Here is a 23,151-nt window from a genome sequence, read left to right on the forward strand (position 1 = left end):
TTCAGATATCTGATTGGTGTTGGACCCGAAATTGTTTGGGCAGCATGCCTGTCGTCTTACGAAATACTTTACTAAAGTATCTTTGATCTTGATATCCTACTTTCTCGGCAATTTCATACGTTGTCAGTCCACTATTGGCTAACAATAACTTCGCTTGATCCATTCGAACACGTGTTAAATATTCTGAGAAGTTCTCACCTGTCACGCTTTTGAAGATGGAACAAAAATAATTTTTATTCAAATAGAACTGTTGTGAAACACTTTCCAAGCTTATATCCTGATAATTCACTTCCACATATTGTTTGACACTATAAATAAGTTGCTTTCCTGTTTTCGTCTTTTGATTCTTTGTTAAACTCTTTAAAAGCTGGTCCATAATATTGCGAAGAAGTAACTGTACTTGTTTGACATTCCACTCTTGCACGCTAGACCTTGCTTCCTGGAGCCAATAGAGAATATTCTCGGATTGATGCGCCGCCTGCTCAAGTGTATCAATGAGAATATTTACAGCTTGCTTAAAATCCTGTCGACTCATTTTCACAATACTATGATGATGCATAGCCTCTTCGAACTTCATCATTAATGAAGTTTCGCTTTCTATCGAGCCCATCTTCACTAAGAATTCAAGAAGAATCTGAAGATCTTTCCATTCTTTCTGGTCACTCGAACTTCCTAGGTGCGACCTCTCTTCACCAAATCTAACAATGGTCTCTTGTTCACCAAAACGAACGGTTTCAATCGCATGAACGCCCTCGAAATACGCTGCTGCCAATGCACTTAATGATTGTTTGACCGAACTGATACCGATAAGTGCTTTCACACGTAAACATGTTGTTAACGATAGATGCATGCTTCTGGCCCGTTTTATGGGGTCAAATAACGCCCCTTTCGATTCGATAACAACGACATATTCGCCAGACTTCTGTAAATTTCTAAACACAATGCCACCATATTCTAGCATTATTTCCTCTAAAATATTTCTTGCTGCGAAGTAAAAAATAGACCGATCTCCGCGATACCGGTCTTGAATATGTTCATCTAAATCAACTAAATGAATGGCCATAACCATGTACTTTGATTCTGGCATTGCTATAAAAAGCTGTTCCGCTCGAACAAAGATATCAATTTCATCTTTTAATTTTCCACCCACGATTTGAGTCATTAACTCATCTCGCATGAGAACAATCCCTTGGTTCAGAACTGCCTTTTCATTAATCTGCTCAACGATACGATTTGAATCTCTCGCAAGTTCTTCTACCGCCTTCACTAGCGTTCGCAGTAATTCAGCTTCCTGTAAAGGCTTGAGTAAATAGTCAAACGCATCCAATAGGAAGGCTGGTCGTGAATACGAAAAATCTCCATAACCGCTAAGTACGATAATCTTACCGGCAAAATGATTTTTTTTTAGCCACTCCATAAAGCTTAGCCCGTCCAGCAAGGGCATTTTTATATCTGTGATAATAATATCAGGTTGATATTTTTCGACTAAACGACATGCTTCTTCGCCATCAAGCGCATCTCCTACAATTGTCCATCCAAGTTCAGCTGTAGGTATGCACATTTTCAGTTGTTCATGAATCGCTATTTCGTCATCGACAATAAGAATCTTCATACTTTCACCTCATGGTTGTTAGGTAATGGGAGCTCGATGACGACCATCGTCCCTCCATCTGGTTTGGAGAGTATACGTAATCCATATTCCTTGCCGCATAAAAGTTGGAGTCTTGAATGTACATTCTGTAGACCTATAGAATGCCGCTCCTCGAGAGACTTCATATCTGCTTGTACATTAGCTTCAAGTCTATGTGATAGATGATCCAGAGCATTGTTCGTCATTCCCTTACCATTATCGACAATATAGATTTGCAACTTGTTCTCAGACACATCCTGCCGAACGTAAAGCTTTAATAATTTCTTCTCTCTTCTTGATGGGATTAATCCGTGGTCAATCGAATTTTCAATAATAGGTTGAAGAATTAATCTCGGCACATACACATGTTGCAGTTCCTCACTTACCCTAATTTTAATCGTTAACATGTCTGGATATCTTTTTCTAATAATAAACAAATAATTTCGAATATGCTTAATTTCATCTTTCAAAGTAGCCCATTCATCTTCAATATTCATGTTATACCGATACATATTGCTCAAGCATTGGCATATCAATTTAATTTCAGGCGCATTTTCAACGGTAGCAATATTAGAAATTGTCTGTAGCGTATTGTGTAAAAAGTGAGGCGATATTTGCGCTTGTAATGCTTTTATTTGTGTTTCCTTGTTTAATAACTGAAGTTTAAAATCATGATCGATTAGCTGTTGAATTTGCTCAGCCATTTGATTGAATTGATTCCCCAGGAAACCGATTTCATCCTTCGTGAATACTTCCGTTCTAGCTGAGAAATCTCCCAACTGTAAACGCAACATGTTTCTATGTAATCTAATTATCGGTTTTGTGATGCCATAACTAAGGGTTAGAGAGAATACAATCATCAACGAAATTGCCACAACAATGACAACAAAAGCTAAATTTTTCAAGAAAATCAGATTTGGATTTACTTTATATAAGTAAAGAAGCTCCCAACCAAATTTACTAAGCTCCGTTTTGACTACCTTGCTGTCAGAAGAAATACGGTCTGTTTCCAACTGGGTAAGAATCTGATTAGGATCCGTATGATAAACAATACTTTTTTGAGGGTTAGAGATGATGATTTGTCCCTTATAAAGCGTATTGTATTTTTCAATCGATTGTTGAAAGGATGTCACCTTAACATCAATGACAAGTGCACCCACCTGCTCGCCACGGAAATTTAATGGAACTAGGTACTGATAAATAGGCTGATCATAGAAACTTGTCTTTCTGTAAAGTAACATAGGCCCTTGAGAAGCGTTTGCTTGCGTTTCTTCGATTAAGCCCTTCAAATAGGTCTGACTCAGACCAGAATAAGAAACACCAACATAAGAGAAAAAACTACCTTTGGATTCACCAACTGAATTAATTAAATAAATGCCTAGTATATCCTTGATCTTAGCGTTATTATACATCCCCAATAATAATGCTTTCGTATCCCGAAACGAATCATAATTATGACTGTTATCGGGCTGATAATCAGAAAAACTACGCAGGCTTTCTAATAAGTCAAAGTTATAATAAATTTGGTACGCGGTATCGTATAGATTTTGGCTAAAATCCTCAATACCGCTGAACATGTCTCGCTCAACAAGTGTTTTTGCTTGCTCAGCATCACTTTTTATCGATTGAGATACCTGAAAAACAATAATTCCTGCTAAAATGGATATTGGTATCCCTGTTGTTAAAAGCATGGCAATTAAAATCTTTATCCGAATCCGTTTAAATTTCATGCTATCACGACCTTTATGTTGTAAGAGATTCTTGTTATTTAATTCGTGATCTAAAATATCAACTCCTTTAAAGAAAGTGTTTACCCATATGCTGTTCTAGTATCTCTAAATCAATTGGGGATTCGCAATTCACTAATAACCATCCTTCAGAATGTGTCATGGTTTCGTTATGATTAATTCTACACAGCTTACTTAGTGACTCCAATTCCAAGAACTTTTCATTCGTGTATAATTCGAACGAAGAGCCTTGATTGGGATAATGACCTGCGAGATTGTGATCGTACTCTTTTATAAAAATCTGATTACTCAGTTGATATGCGGCAATCCCACTTTCAAGCTTAATTTGAATGTTTGACATCGTATCCTCACCTTTCCGTTTTCATGATTCATTATGAAAAGACAGTGGGTTTGTGAAAATCACAACCCTACTGCCTCATTCTTATCAATTAATTAGTAGGAGCAGCAATGGAGATTTTATCTATGTCAGGTGCGTATGCCGTACTGTTAGAGAAAGTAATCGTGTTATTTCCAGCCACAAGAGTCACATCCACTACTGTAGTCTTGTAGTTCGACCAACCTAACGTATTACGGAAAAATACCTTTTGACTAGTGCCGCTATTGACCCGAATATCCGCTGATCGATCAATAATATTAGAGTTATAATTACTTGCACCGCTTCCCAATTCACCATTGGCATAGGTAATAACCATTCGGTAAGTACCCGATGTTGGAGCAGATACATTATTAATTGTTAATGTATTTCCTGAACCTAAACCGATATATCCCACAAATTTACCACCTGAAGCCGCAGTATTTGAAGTGATTACTGCTGTACCACCCAATGTATTACCCGTGGCTTCAGCTTCATAACTGGTTATTACACCAGTAGTAGGTACAACATCGATATAATCAAAATTAGCTGCATCGGAATCATCTGTCGTATAAGCCTGTAAGGATATGCGATTTATTCCAGCCGTTAAGAACGTTTTTACTGTTACGCTGTTCCATGTGTTCCAATTTGCGGTTCCCGGTAAGGTTACATTTTGCAGCACATTTCCATTAAGCTTCATCTGAATAGATCGATTTATAGGAGCTCCTGAAAATGGCCCAGCGGAGTAACGAATGGTCACATTATAGAAATCATTCGTTGCCGCTGTAACAACGAAATCAGTTGAAGCATTTGAAGTACCGCCATAACCTTCGACAAAATAGGTGCCTGAGTAACCCGTATTTGTTGAATATGTTAGATTAGCTGTACCGCTAAAGCTAGCATACTCAGCTTCATAACGGGATGCATTATTGGTTAAGCTTAAATCTTTGTTCGGTGCAACAATAAGCTGGTAGGCGGATAGTGCTTTCATGTTTGCGACTGGAACGGTTATTTGTCCGTTAACAATCGTATAATCGCCTTCTTGTACGTAATAAGGGCCTGCAGATGGATTTAACCCCGTATTATCTACACCCCATAAAGTAGCATGAACAGAAGTACCGAAGTACGAAGTTGATCCCAATCCTTTTACAACGACATCTGTACTAAACACATCCGTGCTATTTAACGAGCCGCCGAATACGACTCTTGCTTGTTTTTTGTTACTATCCAAAGTTGCTATGCCTTGCAGTGAGCCATTTTGCGTTGGGGGTGTCACTTGTACGGTATTACCGGTCATTTCGCCGTACCATTTATATAACCACCAACCACCAGTTGCTTTATTGTTCTCTGTCACAAGATCATTGAGCGCGCCAGCCGTAGTCCAATAGGCAAGATAACCGTCTACTTTTGTATTTTCAAGACGTGTAAGCCATTGCACCAAGTTACCTGGAACTCCAAGATCTCCTGAAAACCTTCCATATTCATTAATGACAATTGGATGCGTACTCAAGCTTAATGTTGATTCAACACTTCTGAAATGATTAAAGTGGTTGTAATAATCGGTAAAGAAATCATTTCCAAGTTCATGCCAGGTCACAACATCAGGTAATACATTATTCGCTTTCGCATATGTCATAAAATCCGAATAAAACTGTGAATCATATCTGCTGATATTAGGACCTGCAATACGCGTTGTCGGATCAAGGGATCTAATTTGTTGGTAAACGGCTTTCCAATCGGCAAAAAAATTCTGACGAACGGTAGCACCATTACTAGATGCAGAATAGTTCAAAATATTTGTGTACCAATTTCCATCAGGCTCATTAAAAGGAACATAAACATACATCTCGTGATTCGGATCAATCTTAACTTTATTCACCATGACATCCACTTTATTCAGGTAATCACTAATACCCAAGTTATCATAAGGCCAATTCGTGTAAATATCTTGCATGTAAATTTGAATATCCTTGCCACCAACCCGTTTGAACTGAGGTGCAATTTTCAGAGCATCCCCATTCGGATGCTGGAGCCCATCAGGTGCTTTTTGAGCTGTTCCCTGTGGATTTAAAGGAGAAAGAACGTTATCTGTCGGTATCCCTTCGTCACCTAACCCATATAAAAATCCTGTTCCTCCGTGCTTAATTGCACCTGTGCTCGTAGAAACATCAACAACAAGTTGTTGATTCGCTGCGAAACTACTACTTGGTTGGATCAGTCCCCCAACTACCAAAGATGTCAAGAACGCACTAATCATTAGCTTTTTTCTCAAAAAAGCCACCTCCCGTTTCTTTTAATAATCATCTTCCCTACTAGATCAATTAAACTCCCCTCTCGATAATCTTCTATTTCAAACTAAGTATAGAACAATGTAAGCGTTGACAGAATGAGATGAAATTCAGATGTATGTGGAATATATTAAGTTTTTCTCGAAAGAAAAAAAGGCTCCAGAGGGAGCCTACTTTGCTAATTACCACTAGTTTATTGTAATATTATCGATCTCGGCATATCCGGTACTTCCTTTAGTCAACCTGATAATGTTATCTCCGGCCGTTAGGTTAACATTCACATTCACGGTACCAAATTGTCCCCATCCTGCTGTAGCAGGATAAGTTACCGTAGAGAACGCTCCACCGTTATATGCTAAGTTTTGTGTCGAATTGGCGCCTGTGCCGTTAGCATAACGGATCGTCATTGTGTAAGTCTTTGCAGTAGGTACTTTCACATAGAAATCAACATAACTATCACTATAATCAATTTGTGCAACATATTTGCTACCCGAAGCATTGGAACCAGTTGCTATATTAGCGTGGTTTACAGCTGCATTTTCAGCTTCGTACACATTGGTCGCTTGACCATATGGCGTGATGTAAATTCGATAACCATCATTATTATATAATCCAGTCATCGGCACAGTAATCTGATTATTTGCAATTGTGTAATCCCCTTCAAGCAATGTATTTGTCGTGTTAACAGCGGTACCCCTATTTACAAACGGAGTCCAGTCTACACGTACATGTACTTTGCTGCCATTTGTTCCGAAAAACGAAGGGAAATTCTTTATAGTCGCATTGACTGAACCGTCCGTTACACCACCAAATAGAACGCTTGCATATTGCCTAGTTGAATCTACATTCGCGAAACCATCAAGTGCAAGCATATCATTAACGTTCGGAGGTGTGGTGTTTACCATGTTTCCTGTCATGTCGCCATACCATTTGAAGAACCACCATCCCCCGTTCCTTTGGGTAGAACTTGAAAGCAGACTGCCTAATCTTCCAGGGTTTGGGACATCCCAATAGCTCTGCATTGCGGTATCGACTTTTAGTCTTTCAAACTTTGCGATCAATGGTGCAGTTGCACCAGGTTTACCTTCATCTTGGTGAGCAGCAGCGCTGTATTCGTTAATAGAAATCGGTCGAGCCGTTACTCCTAAGAGCGTTTCGATAGCCCTGTAGTCATTATGAACCGCAGTGAAATTCTCATTATCAAGCTGATGCCAGGATGTGATATCTGGAACTGTATTCTTGGACTTCTGGTATGTCATAAAGTCCAACATAGCATTATGTCCGTACCAAGCGTACGAAGGACCAATGAGTTTGGCTGTAGGATCAAGCTGTTTAAGTTTCGTATAGGTTTGACTAAAGAATTCACGAAATGTCAGGTTTCCGGATGCATCTGACGAAGTGTGGCCACTACTATAGATATTGCTTCCGCTTATCACTGCATTTTCCGCTTCATATCTTACAGGGCTTCCACCTGAGATATCTATATAGTCGATTTCGGCATATCCTGTAGCACCTTTAGCTAATCGAATCGTATTGCTTCCTGCGTTTAAATTAACAGTAGATGTCACCGAGCCTGGGCTGCCGGTCCAGAATTCAAACCAACCACCAGTATTCGGGTATGTTATTGGTGAAGAGCTACCTCTATTGACACTCATATTATGCGTTGAAGCAGCTCCCGTACCATTGGCATACCGAATTGTCATCGTATAAGCCTTAGTTGTAGGTACGTTTACAGTGAATTCCACATAGCTATTGCTATTATTAATTCCACCAACATATTTCCCTTTCCATGTTCCGTCTGGTTCATTCCATAATTCATATCCATACACATTAGTAAGCCCCGCCGCTTTAACGCTATTTACAGTCGTGGTTAACTTATTAAACCAGTCCGTTAAATTTGTATAATCATACCAACCGGTGAACCAATCAGCAAGACGAATAGATACTTGGCTGCCAAAAGGGGCGATTCTTTGTGCAACCGGAATAGCAGCTCCCCATGGCTGTTGATACCCTGAGACTGCAGGGTTGTTATATGCCTTAGCGTGAAGCGGAATGATTAGATTATTATCTGGTTGATTTTCTATGACGCCGTATAAAGAACCTGCCGCCCCATGAGTTACGGGCCCGATAACACTCGATAAATCGACTGTTAAATCACTTGCTGCATATGCCGGAACTACTGCAGATAAACTAAGAAGTACCATCATTGAACTTAAGATTGCCGCTTTTTTCACATTAAATCCTCCCATTTGTTTGGTGTTTGCTGCCTGCAACTTGATTTCGAGTTGGAAAACAACTGTAATAGTAAACTCTTTAACAACCTTTTACCTAGCTTGGCATGATTCATTACACCTCCTTAAATAACTCAGGAAAATGAAAACGCTTGCAATTATTAATACTCTTTCATATTAAAGGTATAAGCTATACAAAAGTAATTCCAATATCCTAAGATTAGTCGAGGAATTTAATGTAATTTAACCCAAATAAATAAAAAAGACTCCGATAGGAGCCTTTCCATTATACATTCTATTATTTAGCAGGTTACTCTTTCAGACTCGTAGCTTTTGAAACTCCCCTGGAGTTAGGCCCGTTGCTTCTTTAAACACTTTAGAAAAATACTTTGCATCTGGATAACCTACTTGTTCCGCAACTTCATAAGATTTCAATGATGTGTTGATCAAAAGTCCCTTGGCTTTTTTCATTCGAATATCTTTCATATACGCAGTGAAGGACATGCCCAATTCTTTCTGAAAAAGTGAGCTTAGATACTCTGGTGTAATATTAAAATGGCTAGCCAGTTCATCTAATGAAATTCCCGTTTGGTAACGCTCCTGTATGAGTTTCGAAGCTTTATGAATGATCAAACCTAAGGACTTATCATTCTGTCCGAAATGTTTACATGCATTGTCAGCTGCTAGTCTCATAGCTTGTTTTAACTCCATCGGTGTTTGAGCCGCTGATAACAAATTGAATAGCTCATTGCGATCTTTCGTCATGCTCACATTGCCACTAAATACTTCTGCTAAGTGAAGCATATTGGAGGCGAATCGGACACAAGCTCCGGTCACTTCTTGTGGATGTACAGCCTGATTACGACATGCAGCGATCATTGGCTCTATATAGGAATAGATCTTCTCTTTATCACGATTAGAGACAGCTTCTTTCATTTTCAATTCCAAATCGGTAGGATACTGAAATTTACTTCCTGCCTTGTGAATGAACTCATCTTTTAGGAATGTTCGCTGATTTTCATACGTAAGTGACCACTTGTGTATTTCTCTTAAGCTTAAGATTTCGACTTTCAAATCTCTAATATGAGGAAGCGAAGTCCAGCTTATAACAAAGTCTGACTCTTGAAGGGTGATTAATTGAGCTATCACCGATTTCCAAAACTCTTCTATTTCGAGCAAATCTGTCTTTTGCAGTAAAATAACAATTTCCTGGCGCTCTTGAAGCTCTGTGAGACAAAAGTTAGGTATCTGTTTTTCATTTTCAATATGAAGTCGAATTTTTTCTTTCAATAGTGATACGCTTTCATAAACAGAAGCCCCTAAATAAACAGATGCTGCCTGAAATTCCATACCAGCATTGAATCCAAGGAATTCATGGATATGTAATTGGAATAGTTCATGATCGATATCCGATTGTTCCAGATATCGCCCTAGTAATTGCTCAGGGCTTGCAATAGGCGCTTTCTCTTCTATGCCATTTAGTAGATTAGATATCAGAGTTCTTTCTGCATCTTGAAGTACACGAGACAAATCATCTGCCGTAATAGGCTTTAATAAATATTCACTGACGATCCCTGTCTGCAAGGCCCTACGGGCAAAATCGAACTCGGAATGACCGCTAAGAATCACTGATTTGGAAGTAATACCTTTCTTTTTTAGGTTCTCTAGCATTTCTAAACCATCCGTACCAGGCATTCGTATATCGGTGATAACTAAGTCCGGTCTCAATTCCTCAATGAGTGCTGCACCTTCTAACCCATTATCACTCTCACCAACAACCTGATACGTATCGCTGAACTTTTTGATCAATCGAATAATGCCTTTTCGCGTTTTCTCTTCATCCTCAACGACAACGATTCTCATCGAACTTCCCCCTTCAACACACCGCTTTCATTCACACTCGGTAAGACGAGACTTACCTCCGTTCCTTCTCCAACCACGCTCTTCATGAAGAATTTTGCTTTGTCACCATAATACAAAGACAATCGGTCGATGACATTGCGCACCCCTATACCAGAACCAGTTGACTGAATACGTTCATAGTGGCCTTCCATGATATGCTTAACAATGGCTTCATCCATCCCACAGCCATTATCTTCAAGTTTTACACAAAGTGAATTTTTAAATCCTGTATAGAAATGAATTTTTATTAAGCCTCCACTTTTCTTTCCCGAAAAGGCATGAAGAATAACGTTCTCTACAAAGGGCTGTAGTAATAATTTATAGATACGGGCCTTCTTAACGCCGGATTCCATGGTGATCTCGTACTGGAACGAGTTATTAAATCGATTTTGCTGCAGAAACAAATAATACTCCAACCATTCAATCTCCTCGGCAAGCGAGACTAATTTATTACTTTGGCTAATGCTGTACCGAAGAATATGGGCAAGTCCTTTCAGCATGCGACTGATTTCGTGTTCATCTTTTTCAATCGCCATCCAGTTAATGGAATCCAACGTATTATAGAGGAAATGCGGGTTGATTTGCGCTTCTAAAGACCGAATTTCCGACTCTTTCTGTTTCTGAACAGCCTGCCGCGTCTCTTCCATCAGCTCATTGATGGTTATCATCATTTTGTTATAGTTGGAAACGATCACAGAAAACTCATCTCTGGAATCATTTGCGATTTGAACATTGAAATTACCCCGTTGGGACAACTTCATCGCATTCACAATTTTGCGCACTGATTTTGTCAAAAAACCTGAGAAATAAATAATAAGGAACGTTGTCAGCGCCATCATCGCTGCACCAGCAAGTATGTTTATTTTTTGCATACCATACATTTCTGAGAATAAATCGGACTCGTTGGTCACGTTAACAATCGTCCAACCTGTCTTTTCGTTTGAAAAATAGTTAAGGATCGAAGCATTTTTTAATACACTCGCATGTGTGGGAAGCTCACGACTCAGTGGTTTCTTCTCGTTAATAATGTCGGACAGGTTCATGCCGATTTTTTCTTTGTCTGAGAAGGAAATGAGATTATGTTTCTCATCCATCAAAAAGTTAGATGAGTTGATTTTACCTACTTGAGCATCATTCGTTGTGAAATTCACCGCATTGGAGAGCACAGATTCATCCAAACTAACAATGATATAACCCATATCTTCCGGCGTTCCATTCGAAAGTCCTGTTAATTTACGAGCAATATGGAAGACGAACTGTCCTTCATCCGTCGCTCCACTGACTTTCTCCGTAACCGTAACAATAGAGCCTTGTTGATTATTCTTGAGATTTTGCAGCAAATTCAGACGCGAATCTTCCTTAATATGATTCCATAACGTATCAATGGAAGAACCTGTCGCGCGATCAAACGAAAGGATGCTCCCATTTTTATTAAAAAAAGAAAGACTCCTAATACCTTCCTTAGAGTACGTATAGCTAGCTAATAATGTACGAAGCCTGCTTGCATAGAGCAAACTTTCTGAATCATTGCCATGAAGGATGTTGTGCACAGAGTTGATGATGTCCTCATCTGAAAATACTTGATACAAAATATCGGCATAAGCAGATAAAGCCGTATTGAGATTCTTATTGGTTTGAATCAAATTATAATTAACAAGTTCGTTAATTTTCGTTGTCATTGTATGCGTAGAATTATAATAGGTAAAATACTGCATGATAATGGCCGGGAGAAATGTTACCATAAAAAAGGTAATAATCAGTTTATTTTTAAAACTAATCTCGGATTTAAAGAAATTGAGAAACGCCATAGAACCACCTTTCATGTAGGGTTTCTACTCATAATAAGATTTTTATTTAAATAATGCTATAGCTACAATAGGAAAAAAGGACAGATAGGCTGTTTTGCTCCTATCTATCCATCCTTCCTCCCTCATCAATCTCTGACCCAAACCACCATCTCACCAGCACCACGGTTCGCCCAAGCATAATAAGGAATATATTCAACTGTTATTGGCTCTTGTTGTAAAGTCTCATCGGACTTATAAAGCTCTGCGCCCCACGTATCATCCTTTTCACGATAGGCTGGAATTTGTATAACCTGAATTCCCCCAAGAAGATCGGGAACCATTTTCGTTGTTACTTCGGCTTGTCTTCGCAAGCGAATCTGATGCAAGTGCTTGCCATTATCCGCTTCCTCCAAACAGTAAACCAAGGGTCCGCGCTGCAGAGCAACCTTCCCAATCGTTTCCCGGAGCAATGGATGACCTTTCATCCGAAGAAGCGGCATCGATAGCTTCCATTCAACTCGATCATCTGTTGTCCATACACGCTCAATCATAACATAGCCATTTACTAGGGAGCTTTGCCATTCAACAGCTTGGCCGTTGATAACTAATTCAGCCCCATCAGTCCAACTCGGCACTCTCAATGCTAAAGTGAAAGCAATATCCTGCTCGGATTCGATGGAGAAATGGACGTTCCCTTCCCATGGGAAGTTGGAACGTTGTTTCAAAGTCAATGACTTGCCGCCTACTTCAAGTTCTGTATCGCCGCCAACATATAAGTGTGTATAGACGCAGTCGTTCTTAACCGTATACACGTATTGTCCAAGAGAAGCCAATAACCTAGCGATGTTAGGCGGGCAGCAAGCACAGCCGAACCAACCTTGTCTAACAGGCTTTACATGGTCATAGATGTGATTAACGCCGCAGGCTTCTGGCCATACTTCAAGTGGATTCACATAGAAGAAATGCTTCCCGTCCTTCGACATTCCGGCAACAACCGTGTTATACAGCGCTCGTTCCATGATGTCCGCGTATTCACTCTTTGCTTCGATTTGCAGCATTCGCTGTGCGAAAAAAATCAAACCGATGGATGCACAAGTCTCTGCATAGACCGTATCATTGGGAAGGTCATAATCTACGGTGAATGCCTCACCGAATGCCATAGAACCAATGCCGCCGGTGATATACATGCGCTTATTGACAATATTGTTCCACAATTTACGGCAAGCATCCAGCATGCCTTGATCGCCGGTTTCAACTGCCACATCGGCAATACCAGCAGCCATATACACAGCGCGTACTGCATGTCCTTCTGCCGAATTCTGATCGCGGATTGGCAAATGCGTCTGGCTGTATTTTTTATCATTAATCATATCCGCATTGTACCAATGTCTCGTTTTACCGCGTTTCTCATACTCCTCTAAATAAAAATCATCTTGCCCACGTTCCTCTAGGAAGAATTTACTTAAGTTTAAATAAGTCTCGTTCCCTGTCGTACGGTAAAGCTTCACAAGGGCCAATTCAATTTCCTGATGACCATCATAACCCTTAATTTGCGCGGGTCCATGTCCAAATACGGTATCAATATAATCTGCGAATCGACATACAATGTCGAGAATTTTCTTTTTCCCTGTGGCGTTGTAATAAGAAACCGCCGCTTCGATAAAATGCCCGGCCGTATATAACTCGTGACACTCACACAAATTCGTCCATTCTTGACCAGGCTCTTTGAGCGTGTAATAGGTATTTAAATACCCGTCTTCCCGCTGCGCTCTGCCAATCAAGTCAATGACATCATCGGCAAGCTTTTCTAACTCGGGATCCTCACCCGTTTCCAACAAATAGCCTACGGCTTCGAGCCATTTTGCGACATCGCTGTCTTGGAACACCATACCGTAAAATTCGCCCTGCTCATCTCCTGCAGCAATTTTCAAATTAAGGATGGCGTGACTCGGTTCTGCTTCCGGAATCCGATCATTTAACGCTTCCCATTGATAGGGCATCACAACTTCTCGAACCAACTTCACATAGGGACTCCAGAAAGCATCCTGGATACGAACATCTTTTAAAGGTAATGCTTTCGCAACTTGCCATTTGAGTGATTGCATCTATCTCTCTACTCCTTTTATCCGTCTCTCTCTAGCCTTTTACAGCACCATTCGTTAAGCCGCTCACAATATACTTTTGTATAAAGATGAAAATCAAGATGACAGGTAGAACGGAAACGACACCGAATGCCATAATGTTATTCCATGAAATCCCTTGATAGCCAAGGAAGTTGTAGATACCTGCTGTTACAGGTCTCATTTCTGGATTACCCGTAAACGTAAGTGCATAGATGAGATCTCCCCATGCATATAAAAACGAAAATACGGCAGCAACAACAACACCAGGAATCGCAATTGGGAGCATGATACGTAAGAAGGTCGTGAATGTGTTACATCCATCAATCTTGGCAGAGTCCTCTAATTCCTTCGGTAAGGATATAAAGTATGTGCGAAGTATCATGACGGAGAAAGGAATCCCAATTGTCGCATCGGCAAGAATCGGTGCCCAAAATGTATTCAAAATGTGTAAATTTTTAAATTGAATAAATAGAGGCGTTAAAATTAAGGATGATGGCAACATTTGTGTAACAAGAAACAAGAGAATAAAGACTTTTTTCCAGGGTGTCTTAAATCTCGCCAAACCATAGGCTGCAGGAATCGCTAGCACAGTAGATATGATCATCGTTGAGACCGAAATAATGGCGCTATTCATGAAAGATCGTAAGATATTATTATCTGCTCCGAAAAGCTGTTTAACATACGATCCCCATTGAAGATGCACAGGTAAAAATGTGGGATGCGCTAAAAAGATATCTGATTCAGGCTTCAGTGAAGTCACGATCATCCAATAGAGTGGAAATAGGAATACACAGGTAAAAAGCAGTGCAACCAGATTGAGGGTTCGATTCGTTCTTCGCTCCGCTTTGGTATGAAATTGCACGCTACATCACCTCTTCCTTGCTGACCAATCTCAAATAACCTAGACTTACAATAAATAAAATGACGAACAATACATTGGCAACCGTAGCGCCTTGACTGAACTTATACTCAACAAATGAGAGCTTATAAGAGAATGTCGACAGCATTTCCGTCGCATTGATCGGACCACCATTCGTCATAATCACAATAAGATCAAATACCTTGAACGTATAGATAAAACCTAGAATGAGTAATGAGGTAATGGCTGGTTTCAATAAAGGCAATGTAATTTTGAAAAACTTATTAAAAGCATTAGCACCATCAATCGAAGCACTTTCATAAATATCCTTTGGAATTGTCGTCAAACCCGTGGTAATCAATATCATATTAAAAGGAACACCGATCCAGGTGTTAGCAATAATGACAGCCCATAAAGAATTTGAAGGGTTTACAAGCCACTCAACCGGTTGGTTAATCACATGCATATTCATCAAAATTTCATTTAGGATTCCGCCGTTCAAGGCGAAAATGAATTTAAACATCAAACCTGTTACCGTGATCGGCATCAGCCAACTAATCATAACTAACCCTCGAAGACGTTCGGCCATTGAAAATTTCTGACTGAACAAAAGCGCCAACGCAAAACCGATAATGAACTGAAAAACAATACATAGCACGGTATAAATCAGTGTATTGTACGTGGATTTCAGAAATATTGGATCTTTAAAAATTAGCTTATAGTTTGCAAATCCAATAAATGAAGGCGTACTCGCTATATTCATAACGTTAACATCATAAAAGCTTAACCGAATATTTTCGAACATCGGATACCCAACCATCACTAACAAGTAAATGAGCGCCGGTAAAATAAATGCGTTGCTGTAAAACCGATCTGTTAATCGCACTGTTGTGGTCCACCGCCTTTCTAAAAATTGTTGGAGTACAAATTCACTTTGTACTCCAACAATGAAAAGTTAACCTATTTTAATGCTGCACTGATTTTTTCTTGCGCTTCTTTCGCAGCTACTTCTGGCGTTTTGTTCAAAGTCAACGTCTGCTGAAGAGCTGAAGAAATCGCATTGGAGATTTCTGGCCATTTCGGGTGTGGTCCACGAGGCTGAGCATACTGCATTTCTTCGTTAAATACTTTAAGTACAGGATCTTCTGTCCAGTACTTGTCCGTTGCTACATCTTTACGTGATGGGAAATAACCGAAGCTTTGAGCAAATGGCTTAATGACTTCTGGGCTTGCTACATACTTAATGAATTTAACAGCGTCATCCACATTCTTGCCATTGACGACACCCAAATTCTCACCACCAAGTACGGATGCGTTCTTTTCGCCTTTCGGAAGAAGGACTACACCATACTTCAGATCTGGCGCACTTGATTTCAACTCAGGAATTTGCCAAGGTCCGTTCACCATCATTGCGACTTTACCAGCTGCGAATTGCTTCATAACATCTGCTTGTGTCCAGTTGAGCACTTCTTTACTGACCGATTGATCTTTGACTAAGTCTGCTAAGAAACTGTAAGCTTTAACGCCTTGTGGGCTATCTACTTTATCAAAGGAAGCGCCTGCAGCAAGTAACCATGGAAGGAATTGGAAAGTCCCCTCTTCATTACCTAACCCGCTGAATCCTAAACCTTTCACGTCGCCTTTCGTCAGCTTTTTGGAAGCATCACGCAGCTCATCCCACGTTTTTGGCGGCTGAATGCCTGCACCATCTAGCATCGTTTTGTTATAGTACAAAGCCAGGTTGTTACTGCCTAACGGGATTCCGTAAACTTTGCCGTTCAGCGTAGCTGATTTCCATGGTCCTTCATAAAATTGGTCTTTATCCGGCCAATCTTTAATCTTGTCTGTAATGTCAGCGAACAATCCCATTGCAGCGTATGCCGCATGATCTGGATTATCAATCACCACGATATCTGGGAGATCCTGTGCTGCTAATCCAACAGACAGACGTTTTTTAAATTCAGCGAATGGGATGAACTCAGGCACAACTTCCACATTCGGATCTACCTTCGCATAGCCTTGTGTCAGCGTTGAAATTTTGTCGAAACGATCTTTCCCTTCAAAATAGAACCAAAGTTTTAGCTTTTTCTTCGCAGCTGCAGGAGCCGTTGTTGCTGTATTTTTTTCAGATGCTGCAGGTGTTGTCGTTCCTGTAGTGCTTTTAGTGTCACTGCTTGTTGATGAGCAGCCTACTGCAGTTGCAAGAAAAACTGATGCCATGACTAGCGATGTTAACGCTTTCTTCATTGTACAAGACCTCCATTGTAATGTGCTGTTTCTTTACATCCTTATCATAAAACAATGAAAGCGTTATGATAATTCCAATAATCTAAGAAAAGTAGACGAATATAAGGTGATTTTTCTTGATCGTTTAATCTTGATTGAATTACCCCATTATCATTTCCATCATATATAATTCTATAAATGTACATTGTACTTGGGAATTCTTATGGATACAAATTAATTAATAACTTTTTAATTTGGATATTGCCCAGGAGGCTCTACTTAGGACCCGCTTTTCGATCTGCGAAACATAGGAGCGGCTAATCCCCATCTCCTTAGCAATCTCTCGCTGCGTCCTACTACAATTACAAACGCATCAAGAAAGAGCTAAAAGGCATGAGCCCGGTATAGTACCGAACTCATGCCTTACAGGATACATAACAGTAATATCTAACTTTTTAGGGTTACTTCTTTTCACCGGACAATTACGGATAAGTAATATGGCTGGTCATCTCTGTTTTCCCGAGCAGGTAGAGTTCCACTATAATTCACTTCATCCCAGCGTCCCTTCACCGTTATTCTTTATCAAGTACCGCAAAAGGTACGGTAACAACTTGTCGACAATTCAGGAAGAGTTGCGTAATCAACCTGTTCAGCGGAATACGCAAAGGGGCTTGAAAGAACAGCAATCAGCCGCTCCATCACACGATAGTCTCCATGTTTTACCGCAGATTCTAGCGCTTCTTCTACCCGATGGTTACGTGGGATTATCGCAGGATTGCTATTGCGCATCAATAGATGTGAGAAAGCTTTCGGTTCCTGCTGTCTCCCTAATCGCTCCTGCCACAGTCCATGCCATTGTCTAAATTTAGGCTTGTCAAACAGTTCCGTATCTTTAGTCTCATCCAAAGTTAAAGCACGAAAAGTATGGTTATAATCCGCACGATACTCCTGCATAAGACTGAGCAGCCCTTCAATCAGAGATTCATCCCCTGGTTCTTCATTAAATATCCCCAGTTTAGACCTCATGCCTGAGAGCCAATTACGGTGATACTGCTCTGAAAATTCTAAAATCGCATCCTCGACCAACTTGGCACCCTGCTTCTCATCGTCATGCAGCAGAGGTATAAGGGTTTCAGCAAATCTCGTGAGATTCCATGCAGCAATCTCAGGCTGTTTGCCATAAGCATAGCGGCCCTCCGTGTCTCTGGAACTGAATACCGTTGCTGGTTCATAAACATCCAAGAAGGCACAAGGCCCATAATCAATGGTTTCTCCACTAATGGTTATGTTGTCCGTGTTCATCACCCCGTGAATAAAGCCAACGAGCTGCCATTTGGCAATCAGCACCGCCTGACGCTTGATCACCTCTTGAAGCAGCGCTAGATAGCGGTTCTCATCGCCATCAGCCTCTGGAAAATGTCTTTGAATTGTGTAATCAGCTAGCGCTCGGAGCTCTTCCACCGTGCCAAATTCCGAAGCATATTGAAAGGTAGCAATGCGAAGATGACTGGCGGCGACACGGGTTAGAATCGCCCCTGGTTGTTCGGTTTCGCGAAGGAAGGTTTCCCCTGTTGAAACAACGGCTAGACTTCGGGTTGTTGGAATCCCAAGCGCAAACATAGCCTCGCTCATGATGTATTCCCGCAGCATCGGTCCAAGTCCAGCTCGACCATCCAAAAAGCGGGAGTATGGCGTTTTACCTGATCCCTTCAACTGAATATCAACCCGTTCTCCTTGGGGAGTTATCTGTTCACCTAGCAGATGAGCCCTCCCATCCCCTAACATGTTAAATTTTCCAAATTGATGCCCTGCATAGGCCTGAGCAAAGGGCAGCGCTCCTTCTGGAATCTGGTTGCCAGCAAATATGGCTAGGATCTCACTGCTTCGCAGTGCCTCTTCATCTAACCCTAGGGTTGCTGCCAACGGAGTATTTAAAATAACTAGCTTCGGTGAGCTCACTGGAGTTGGATTGAGCTTCGTATAAAAGGAATTCGGCAAACGAGTATAGCTGTTATCGAAGTTCCATCCCGTATCTATCCTTACTTGTTTCTCTGACATCATGTCTCCTTTTCATATAGCTTTACTATGATGATTTACAAAGGGCAGTGGCAGGCGGCCCAGTGCCCTTCCCGAATTTGCAGCAATTCTGGCTGTTCTTCTTTGCACCTTGCTGTTGCAGCAGGACACCGCGTGTGGAATCGGCAGCCAGAAGGCGGATTCGCAGGAGAAGGGATTTCCCCTTCGATCTCTATCCACGCTCTTTTTTGAGTTGGATCCGTCGATGGAATGGAAGAAAGCAGACCCTTCGTGTAGGGATGGGAAGGGTGAAGAAACAAACCATCGGTTGGTGCAATCTCGACGAGTTTCCCTAAATACATGACACCGATCCGATCTGATAAATGGCGAACAATGTTTAAGCCATGGGCAATAAATAAGTAGGTTAACCCCAGCTTTTTCTGCAGTTCCTGCATTAAATTTACAATTTGAGCCTGTACGGATACATCCAACGCAGATACGGCCTCATCAGCAAGGATAAACTTTGGATTGAGAGCGATGGCTCTAGCGATGCCAATTCGCTGTCGCTGACCTCCCGAAAACTCATGAGGGAAACGATCATACATAGAGCCATTTAAGCCTACTAACTCCAACAATTCTTCCACTTTTGCCCGTTTCTCTGCCTTGCTGAAAGATTCATGGATGTCGAAGGGTTCGCCAATAATATCGCCTACCTTCCAACGCGGGTTCACAGAACCGTATGGATCTTGGAAAATGACCTGCATATCTCGGCGCGCTCCCTGCAGTTCTTTGGTCGAAAGCTTGGATAATTCCTGTCCTTCGAAAAGAACCTCTCCCTCTGTTGCTCTCTCCAGCTGAAGCAGAACTCGGCCTAAGGTAGACTTACCGCTGCCGGATTCACCGACTAAACCAAAGGTTTCACCTTTCTTAATCGAAAAGGAAACATCATCAACAGCCCTTATATAGGACTTCGATCGTCTGAATGTTCCTTTCCCTAAGGGGTAAAATTTACTTAAACCTTTAACCTCGAAGAGCGTCTCGCTAGTTAGCTCCTTTTCCTCTACTTCATCTGAAGGTCTTTGATCTATATTTGTATCTACAATCGCTGTATGTTGCTGCCAATCTTCAAGCTGTACTAATTCTTCCGAATACCAACATGCAGTAAGACGTTCATTCACAAAGCGTAATGGTGGACTGTCTTTCACACAGCGTTCGGTCGCAAAAGGACACCTGGGATGAAATCGACAACCAGAAGGCATATCCGTTACATGGGGAATCGCACCTTCAATTGAGAACAATTGGGATGTACGATTACTATCCATCGTCGTAATCGATCGAAGTAACCCTCTCGTATACGGATGATGTGGTTTATCGAACAATTGTTCAACACTTGCTTGTTCAACAATTTGTCCTGCGTACATCACAATGATTTTATCTGCCATCTCAGCAGCAATTCCCAAATCATGAGTGATGAGAAGTATGGACATATTGAACTCTTCTTTAAGCTCCTGCAGCAGCTGAAGAATCTGCGCTTGAATCGTTACATCAAGTGCTGTTGTTGGTTCATCCGCAATAAGCAACTGCGGACTGCATGTAAGTGCCATAGCAATCATCGCCCGCTGCAGCATCCCGCCTGATAGCTCGCCAGGGTATTGGTTCATCCGGATTTCTGGCTCTGGAATGCCAACACGCTTTAATAAATACACAGCTCGCTCCCAAGCTTGTTCACGATTTCCCTGGTTATGCTGGATGATCACTTCGGTAATTTGACTACCAATGGTGAAAACCGGATCGAAAGCAGCCATGGGCTCTTGGAACACCATAGCCATTTTTTTCCCTCGTAATGCCCGAAGTTCTTTCTGTGACAACGTCGTTAAATCATCGCCATCGAGTACGATTTGACCGCCAGAAATACGACCATTTTCATAATCGATTAAGCGCATGACTGATTTGGAAGTAACCGATTTACCACTGCCTGATTCTCCAACGAGACAGATGGTTTCACCTACGCCAATTTTCAAAGAAACATCTTGAATAGCCGTGAACGATCCCTTATTCGTTGTAAATTCTACACTTAGATTGTCAATCTCAAGCAGTTGCTTCAACTTGCGCCGCCTCCTAGCTATGCTCTTCTCTGCTTTGGATCCAAGGAGTCACGTAGTTTATCTCCAATTAAATTAACAGATATGACGAATAACGTGATCGCGAGGCCTGGAAACGTACATATCCACCAAGCCACTGTGAGGTAACCTCGTCCTTGCGAGAGGAGCGTCCCCCAATCTGGAATCTCTTTGAGCACACCCAAACCTAGGAAACTAAGTCCAGCACCGACCAAAATAGATGCACCTAAACCGATTGTGGACATCACTAGGAGCGGCGACCAGGCATTCGTTAGGACATGACGAAAAAATATGCGTACTTTAGAAGCGCCTATAGACCGAGAGGCTGTAATGAAGGAGCGATTCTTAATGCTCAGGATCTGACCTCGCATGACCCTCGCATATTGCGGAATGGACGCTGCTGCAACGGCAAAGATCAGATTAAATAAATGAGGGCCAAGAGCGGCAGCTATGGCTAACGCTAATAGAATGCCAGGAATCGTCATTAGCACATCGATAATCCTCATGAAGATGGTGTCAATAACTCCACCGATGTACCCAGATAGCGCACCGATACTTCCTCCAATGATTCCCCCTGCGAGAACAGAAGAGAATCCAATAATGAGGGAATCACGACTGCCATACACGACAACACTGAATACATCTCTGCCAAAATAGTCCGTTCCGAACAAATGCGACTTGCTTGGCGCATGCATGATTTGATCAGCGAGCATCGCAGTCGGTGCATAAGGAGCAATCCATTGCGGAAAAAGCGCACATCCGATAATAAACAAGGCCACGATCGCTGCTAAATAAACCAATATTTCTGACGCGTTAATGGTTGCGGGTATCTTCGTAATTCGAAGAGGCCACTTATACCTCTGCCAAATAGCTCTTGCGGAAAGAACATCTTTCATAGCCACCCATCTCCTCTCCAATATGCTTTCATATCCGAATTATTGTGTACGGCGAACCCGTGGATCTATGAATACATAAGAAATATCGACTAGCAAATTTACGATGACGTAAATGATTGCTGAGAAAAAGACCACACCTTGAACAACAGGCAAGTCTTTGGACATGATGGCATCCGCGAGGATCCTGCCAATCCCTTGTCTTGAAAAAACAGTTTCGATCACAACCGTACCAGCCATCAGATCTCCGATATGAATGCCAATGATGGTGACCGCGGGTATCAATGCATTACGAAGCGCATGTCGGTACATTACTAGCCGTTCCGATAGACCTTTGGCACGCAGTGTCACGATGAAATGCTCATTGATGACTTCCAACATCGAGTTACGTACCATCCGAACGATAAATCCAGCTCCCACAAATCCAAGTGTGAGTGAAGGAAGGACAAGTGTAATGAATCCTTTTGACCCCATTGCTGGAAACCAACCTAAAGATATGGAGAAGATGAGGATCAATAGGATTCCGGACCAGAACGTCGGCATTGAAATACCGAACAACCCGACTATTCGAGCTAGAACATCGATCCATCGATTGCGGTGTACGGCGGAAAGAACACCGAGCCCTACACCAATGATCGTGGAAATGAGCGTACTTGCTAAAGTGAGTGCCAAAGTAGCAGGGAGATGTTTAAGAATCTTGGGTAATACAGGTTCACTGTTCAATAAAGACTTTCCGAAATCCCCATGGATCATGGCAATGAAATAGTGCCCAAATTGGACATAGAAGGGTTCATTCAGTCCGAGCTGAAGTCTTAAATTTGCAATCGCCTCCGGTGACATAGATGAAGGATCAACCATGGAAAGCACGGGATCTCCCGGAAGCACATACAGAATGCAGAAAACAAGGATTAAGGAACCAAGGATGACCAGCAAGGAAACTACAAGCCGCTCCGTTAATAACCTGCTCATATCGATT

15 protein-coding genes and 1 pseudogene are annotated in these 23,151 nt (G+C 41.4%); all 16 read right to left on the reverse strand.

The annotated features are described in order from the left end of the window. Position 1 precedes the first annotated feature (1 nt). The 16 genes and pseudogenes from AC58P7_RS18610 to AC58P7_RS18685 all read right to left on the reverse strand — a co-directional run bounded on the left by AC58P7_RS18610 (position 2) and on the right by AC58P7_RS18685 (position 23,144). On the reverse strand, positions 2 to 1,612 hold the full coding sequence (locus AC58P7_RS18610; RefSeq protein WP_497345417.1) for a response regulator: 1,611 nt from the start codon (positions 1,610 to 1,612) through the stop codon (positions 2 to 4). Then, on the reverse strand, positions 1,609 to 3,360 hold the full coding sequence (locus tag AC58P7_RS18615; protein ID WP_497345419.1) for a sensor histidine kinase: 1,752 nt from the start codon (positions 3,358 to 3,360) through the stop codon (positions 1,609 to 1,611). Before AC58P7_RS18615 ends, AC58P7_RS18610 begins: the two co-directional genes overlap by 4 nt. A gap of 67 nt (positions 3,361 to 3,427) precedes the next feature. Further along, positions 3,428 to 3,718 carry a hypothetical protein gene (locus AC58P7_RS18620; protein WP_497345421.1) on the reverse strand — a complete coding sequence of 97 codons (291 nt, stop codon included), beginning with the start codon at positions 3,716 to 3,718 and terminating at the stop codon, positions 3,428 to 3,430. A gap of 88 nt (positions 3,719 to 3,806) precedes the next feature. After that, positions 3,807 to 5,987 (reverse strand): carbohydrate-binding protein, encoded by a 2,181-nt coding sequence (locus tag AC58P7_RS18625; RefSeq protein WP_497345423.1) that lies wholly within the window; start codon positions 5,985 to 5,987, stop codon positions 3,807 to 3,809. A 219-nt stretch (positions 5,988 to 6,206) separates the two neighbouring features. Then, positions 6,207 to 8,225 carry a carbohydrate-binding protein gene (locus tag AC58P7_RS18630; RefSeq protein ID WP_497345425.1) on the reverse strand — a complete coding sequence of 673 codons (2,019 nt, stop codon included), beginning with the start codon at positions 8,223 to 8,225 and terminating at the stop codon, positions 6,207 to 6,209. Positions 8,226 to 8,567: 342 nt separating this feature from the next. Further along, on the reverse strand, positions 8,568 to 10,112 hold the full coding sequence (locus AC58P7_RS18635) for a response regulator (RefSeq protein WP_497345427.1): 1,545 nt from the start codon (positions 10,110 to 10,112) through the stop codon (positions 8,568 to 8,570). Continuing rightward, complete coding sequence (locus AC58P7_RS18640; protein ID WP_497345429.1) at positions 10,109 to 11,830, reverse strand: sensor histidine kinase; 1,722 nt, start codon at positions 11,828 to 11,830, stop codon at positions 10,109 to 10,111. Before AC58P7_RS18640 ends, AC58P7_RS18635 begins: the two co-directional genes overlap by 4 nt. 254 nt (positions 11,831 to 12,084) lie before the next feature. Then, entirely contained in the window at positions 12,085 to 14,043 is a 1,959-nt protein-coding gene (locus tag AC58P7_RS18645) for a glycoside hydrolase family 127 protein (protein ID WP_497345430.1), read from the reverse strand. A gap of 31 nt (positions 14,044 to 14,074) precedes the next feature. After that, entirely contained in the window at positions 14,075 to 14,923 is an 849-nt protein-coding gene (locus tag AC58P7_RS18650) for a carbohydrate ABC transporter permease (protein WP_497345432.1), read from the reverse strand. 1 nt (position 14,924) lies between these two features. Continuing rightward, entirely contained in the window at positions 14,925 to 15,806 is an 882-nt protein-coding gene (locus AC58P7_RS18655) for a carbohydrate ABC transporter permease (RefSeq protein ID WP_497345434.1), read from the reverse strand. Between the two features lie 74 nt (positions 15,807 to 15,880). Beyond that, positions 15,881 to 17,167, reverse strand: a complete 1,287-nt coding sequence (locus AC58P7_RS18660; protein ID WP_497345435.1) for an ABC transporter substrate-binding protein — start codon at positions 17,165 to 17,167, stop codon at positions 15,881 to 15,883. A gap of 217 nt (positions 17,168 to 17,384) precedes the next feature. Beyond that, positions 17,385 to 17,501 (reverse strand): annotated as a pseudogene (locus AC58P7_RS18665) (sigma factor-like helix-turn-helix DNA-binding protein); the annotation flags it as partial. A 227-nt stretch (positions 17,502 to 17,728) separates the two neighbouring features. Further along, complete coding sequence (locus AC58P7_RS18670) at positions 17,729 to 19,207, reverse strand: protein adenylyltransferase SelO (protein ID WP_497345437.1); 1,479 nt, start codon at positions 19,205 to 19,207, stop codon at positions 17,729 to 17,731. A 32-nt stretch (positions 19,208 to 19,239) separates the two neighbouring features. Further along, complete coding sequence (locus AC58P7_RS18675) at positions 19,240 to 21,267, reverse strand: ABC transporter ATP-binding protein (protein WP_497345439.1); 2,028 nt, start codon at positions 21,265 to 21,267, stop codon at positions 19,240 to 19,242. A gap of 17 nt (positions 21,268 to 21,284) precedes the next feature. Then, positions 21,285 to 22,178, reverse strand: a complete 894-nt coding sequence (locus AC58P7_RS18680; RefSeq protein WP_497345441.1) for an ABC transporter permease — start codon at positions 22,176 to 22,178, stop codon at positions 21,285 to 21,287. 39 nt (positions 22,179 to 22,217) lie between these two features. Further along, entirely contained in the window at positions 22,218 to 23,144 is a 927-nt protein-coding gene (locus AC58P7_RS18685; protein ID WP_497345443.1) for an ABC transporter permease, read from the reverse strand. Positions 23,145 to 23,151 lie beyond the last annotated feature (7 nt).

The sequence above is a fragment of the Paenibacillus sp. J22FR5 genome (assembly GCF_059691975.1).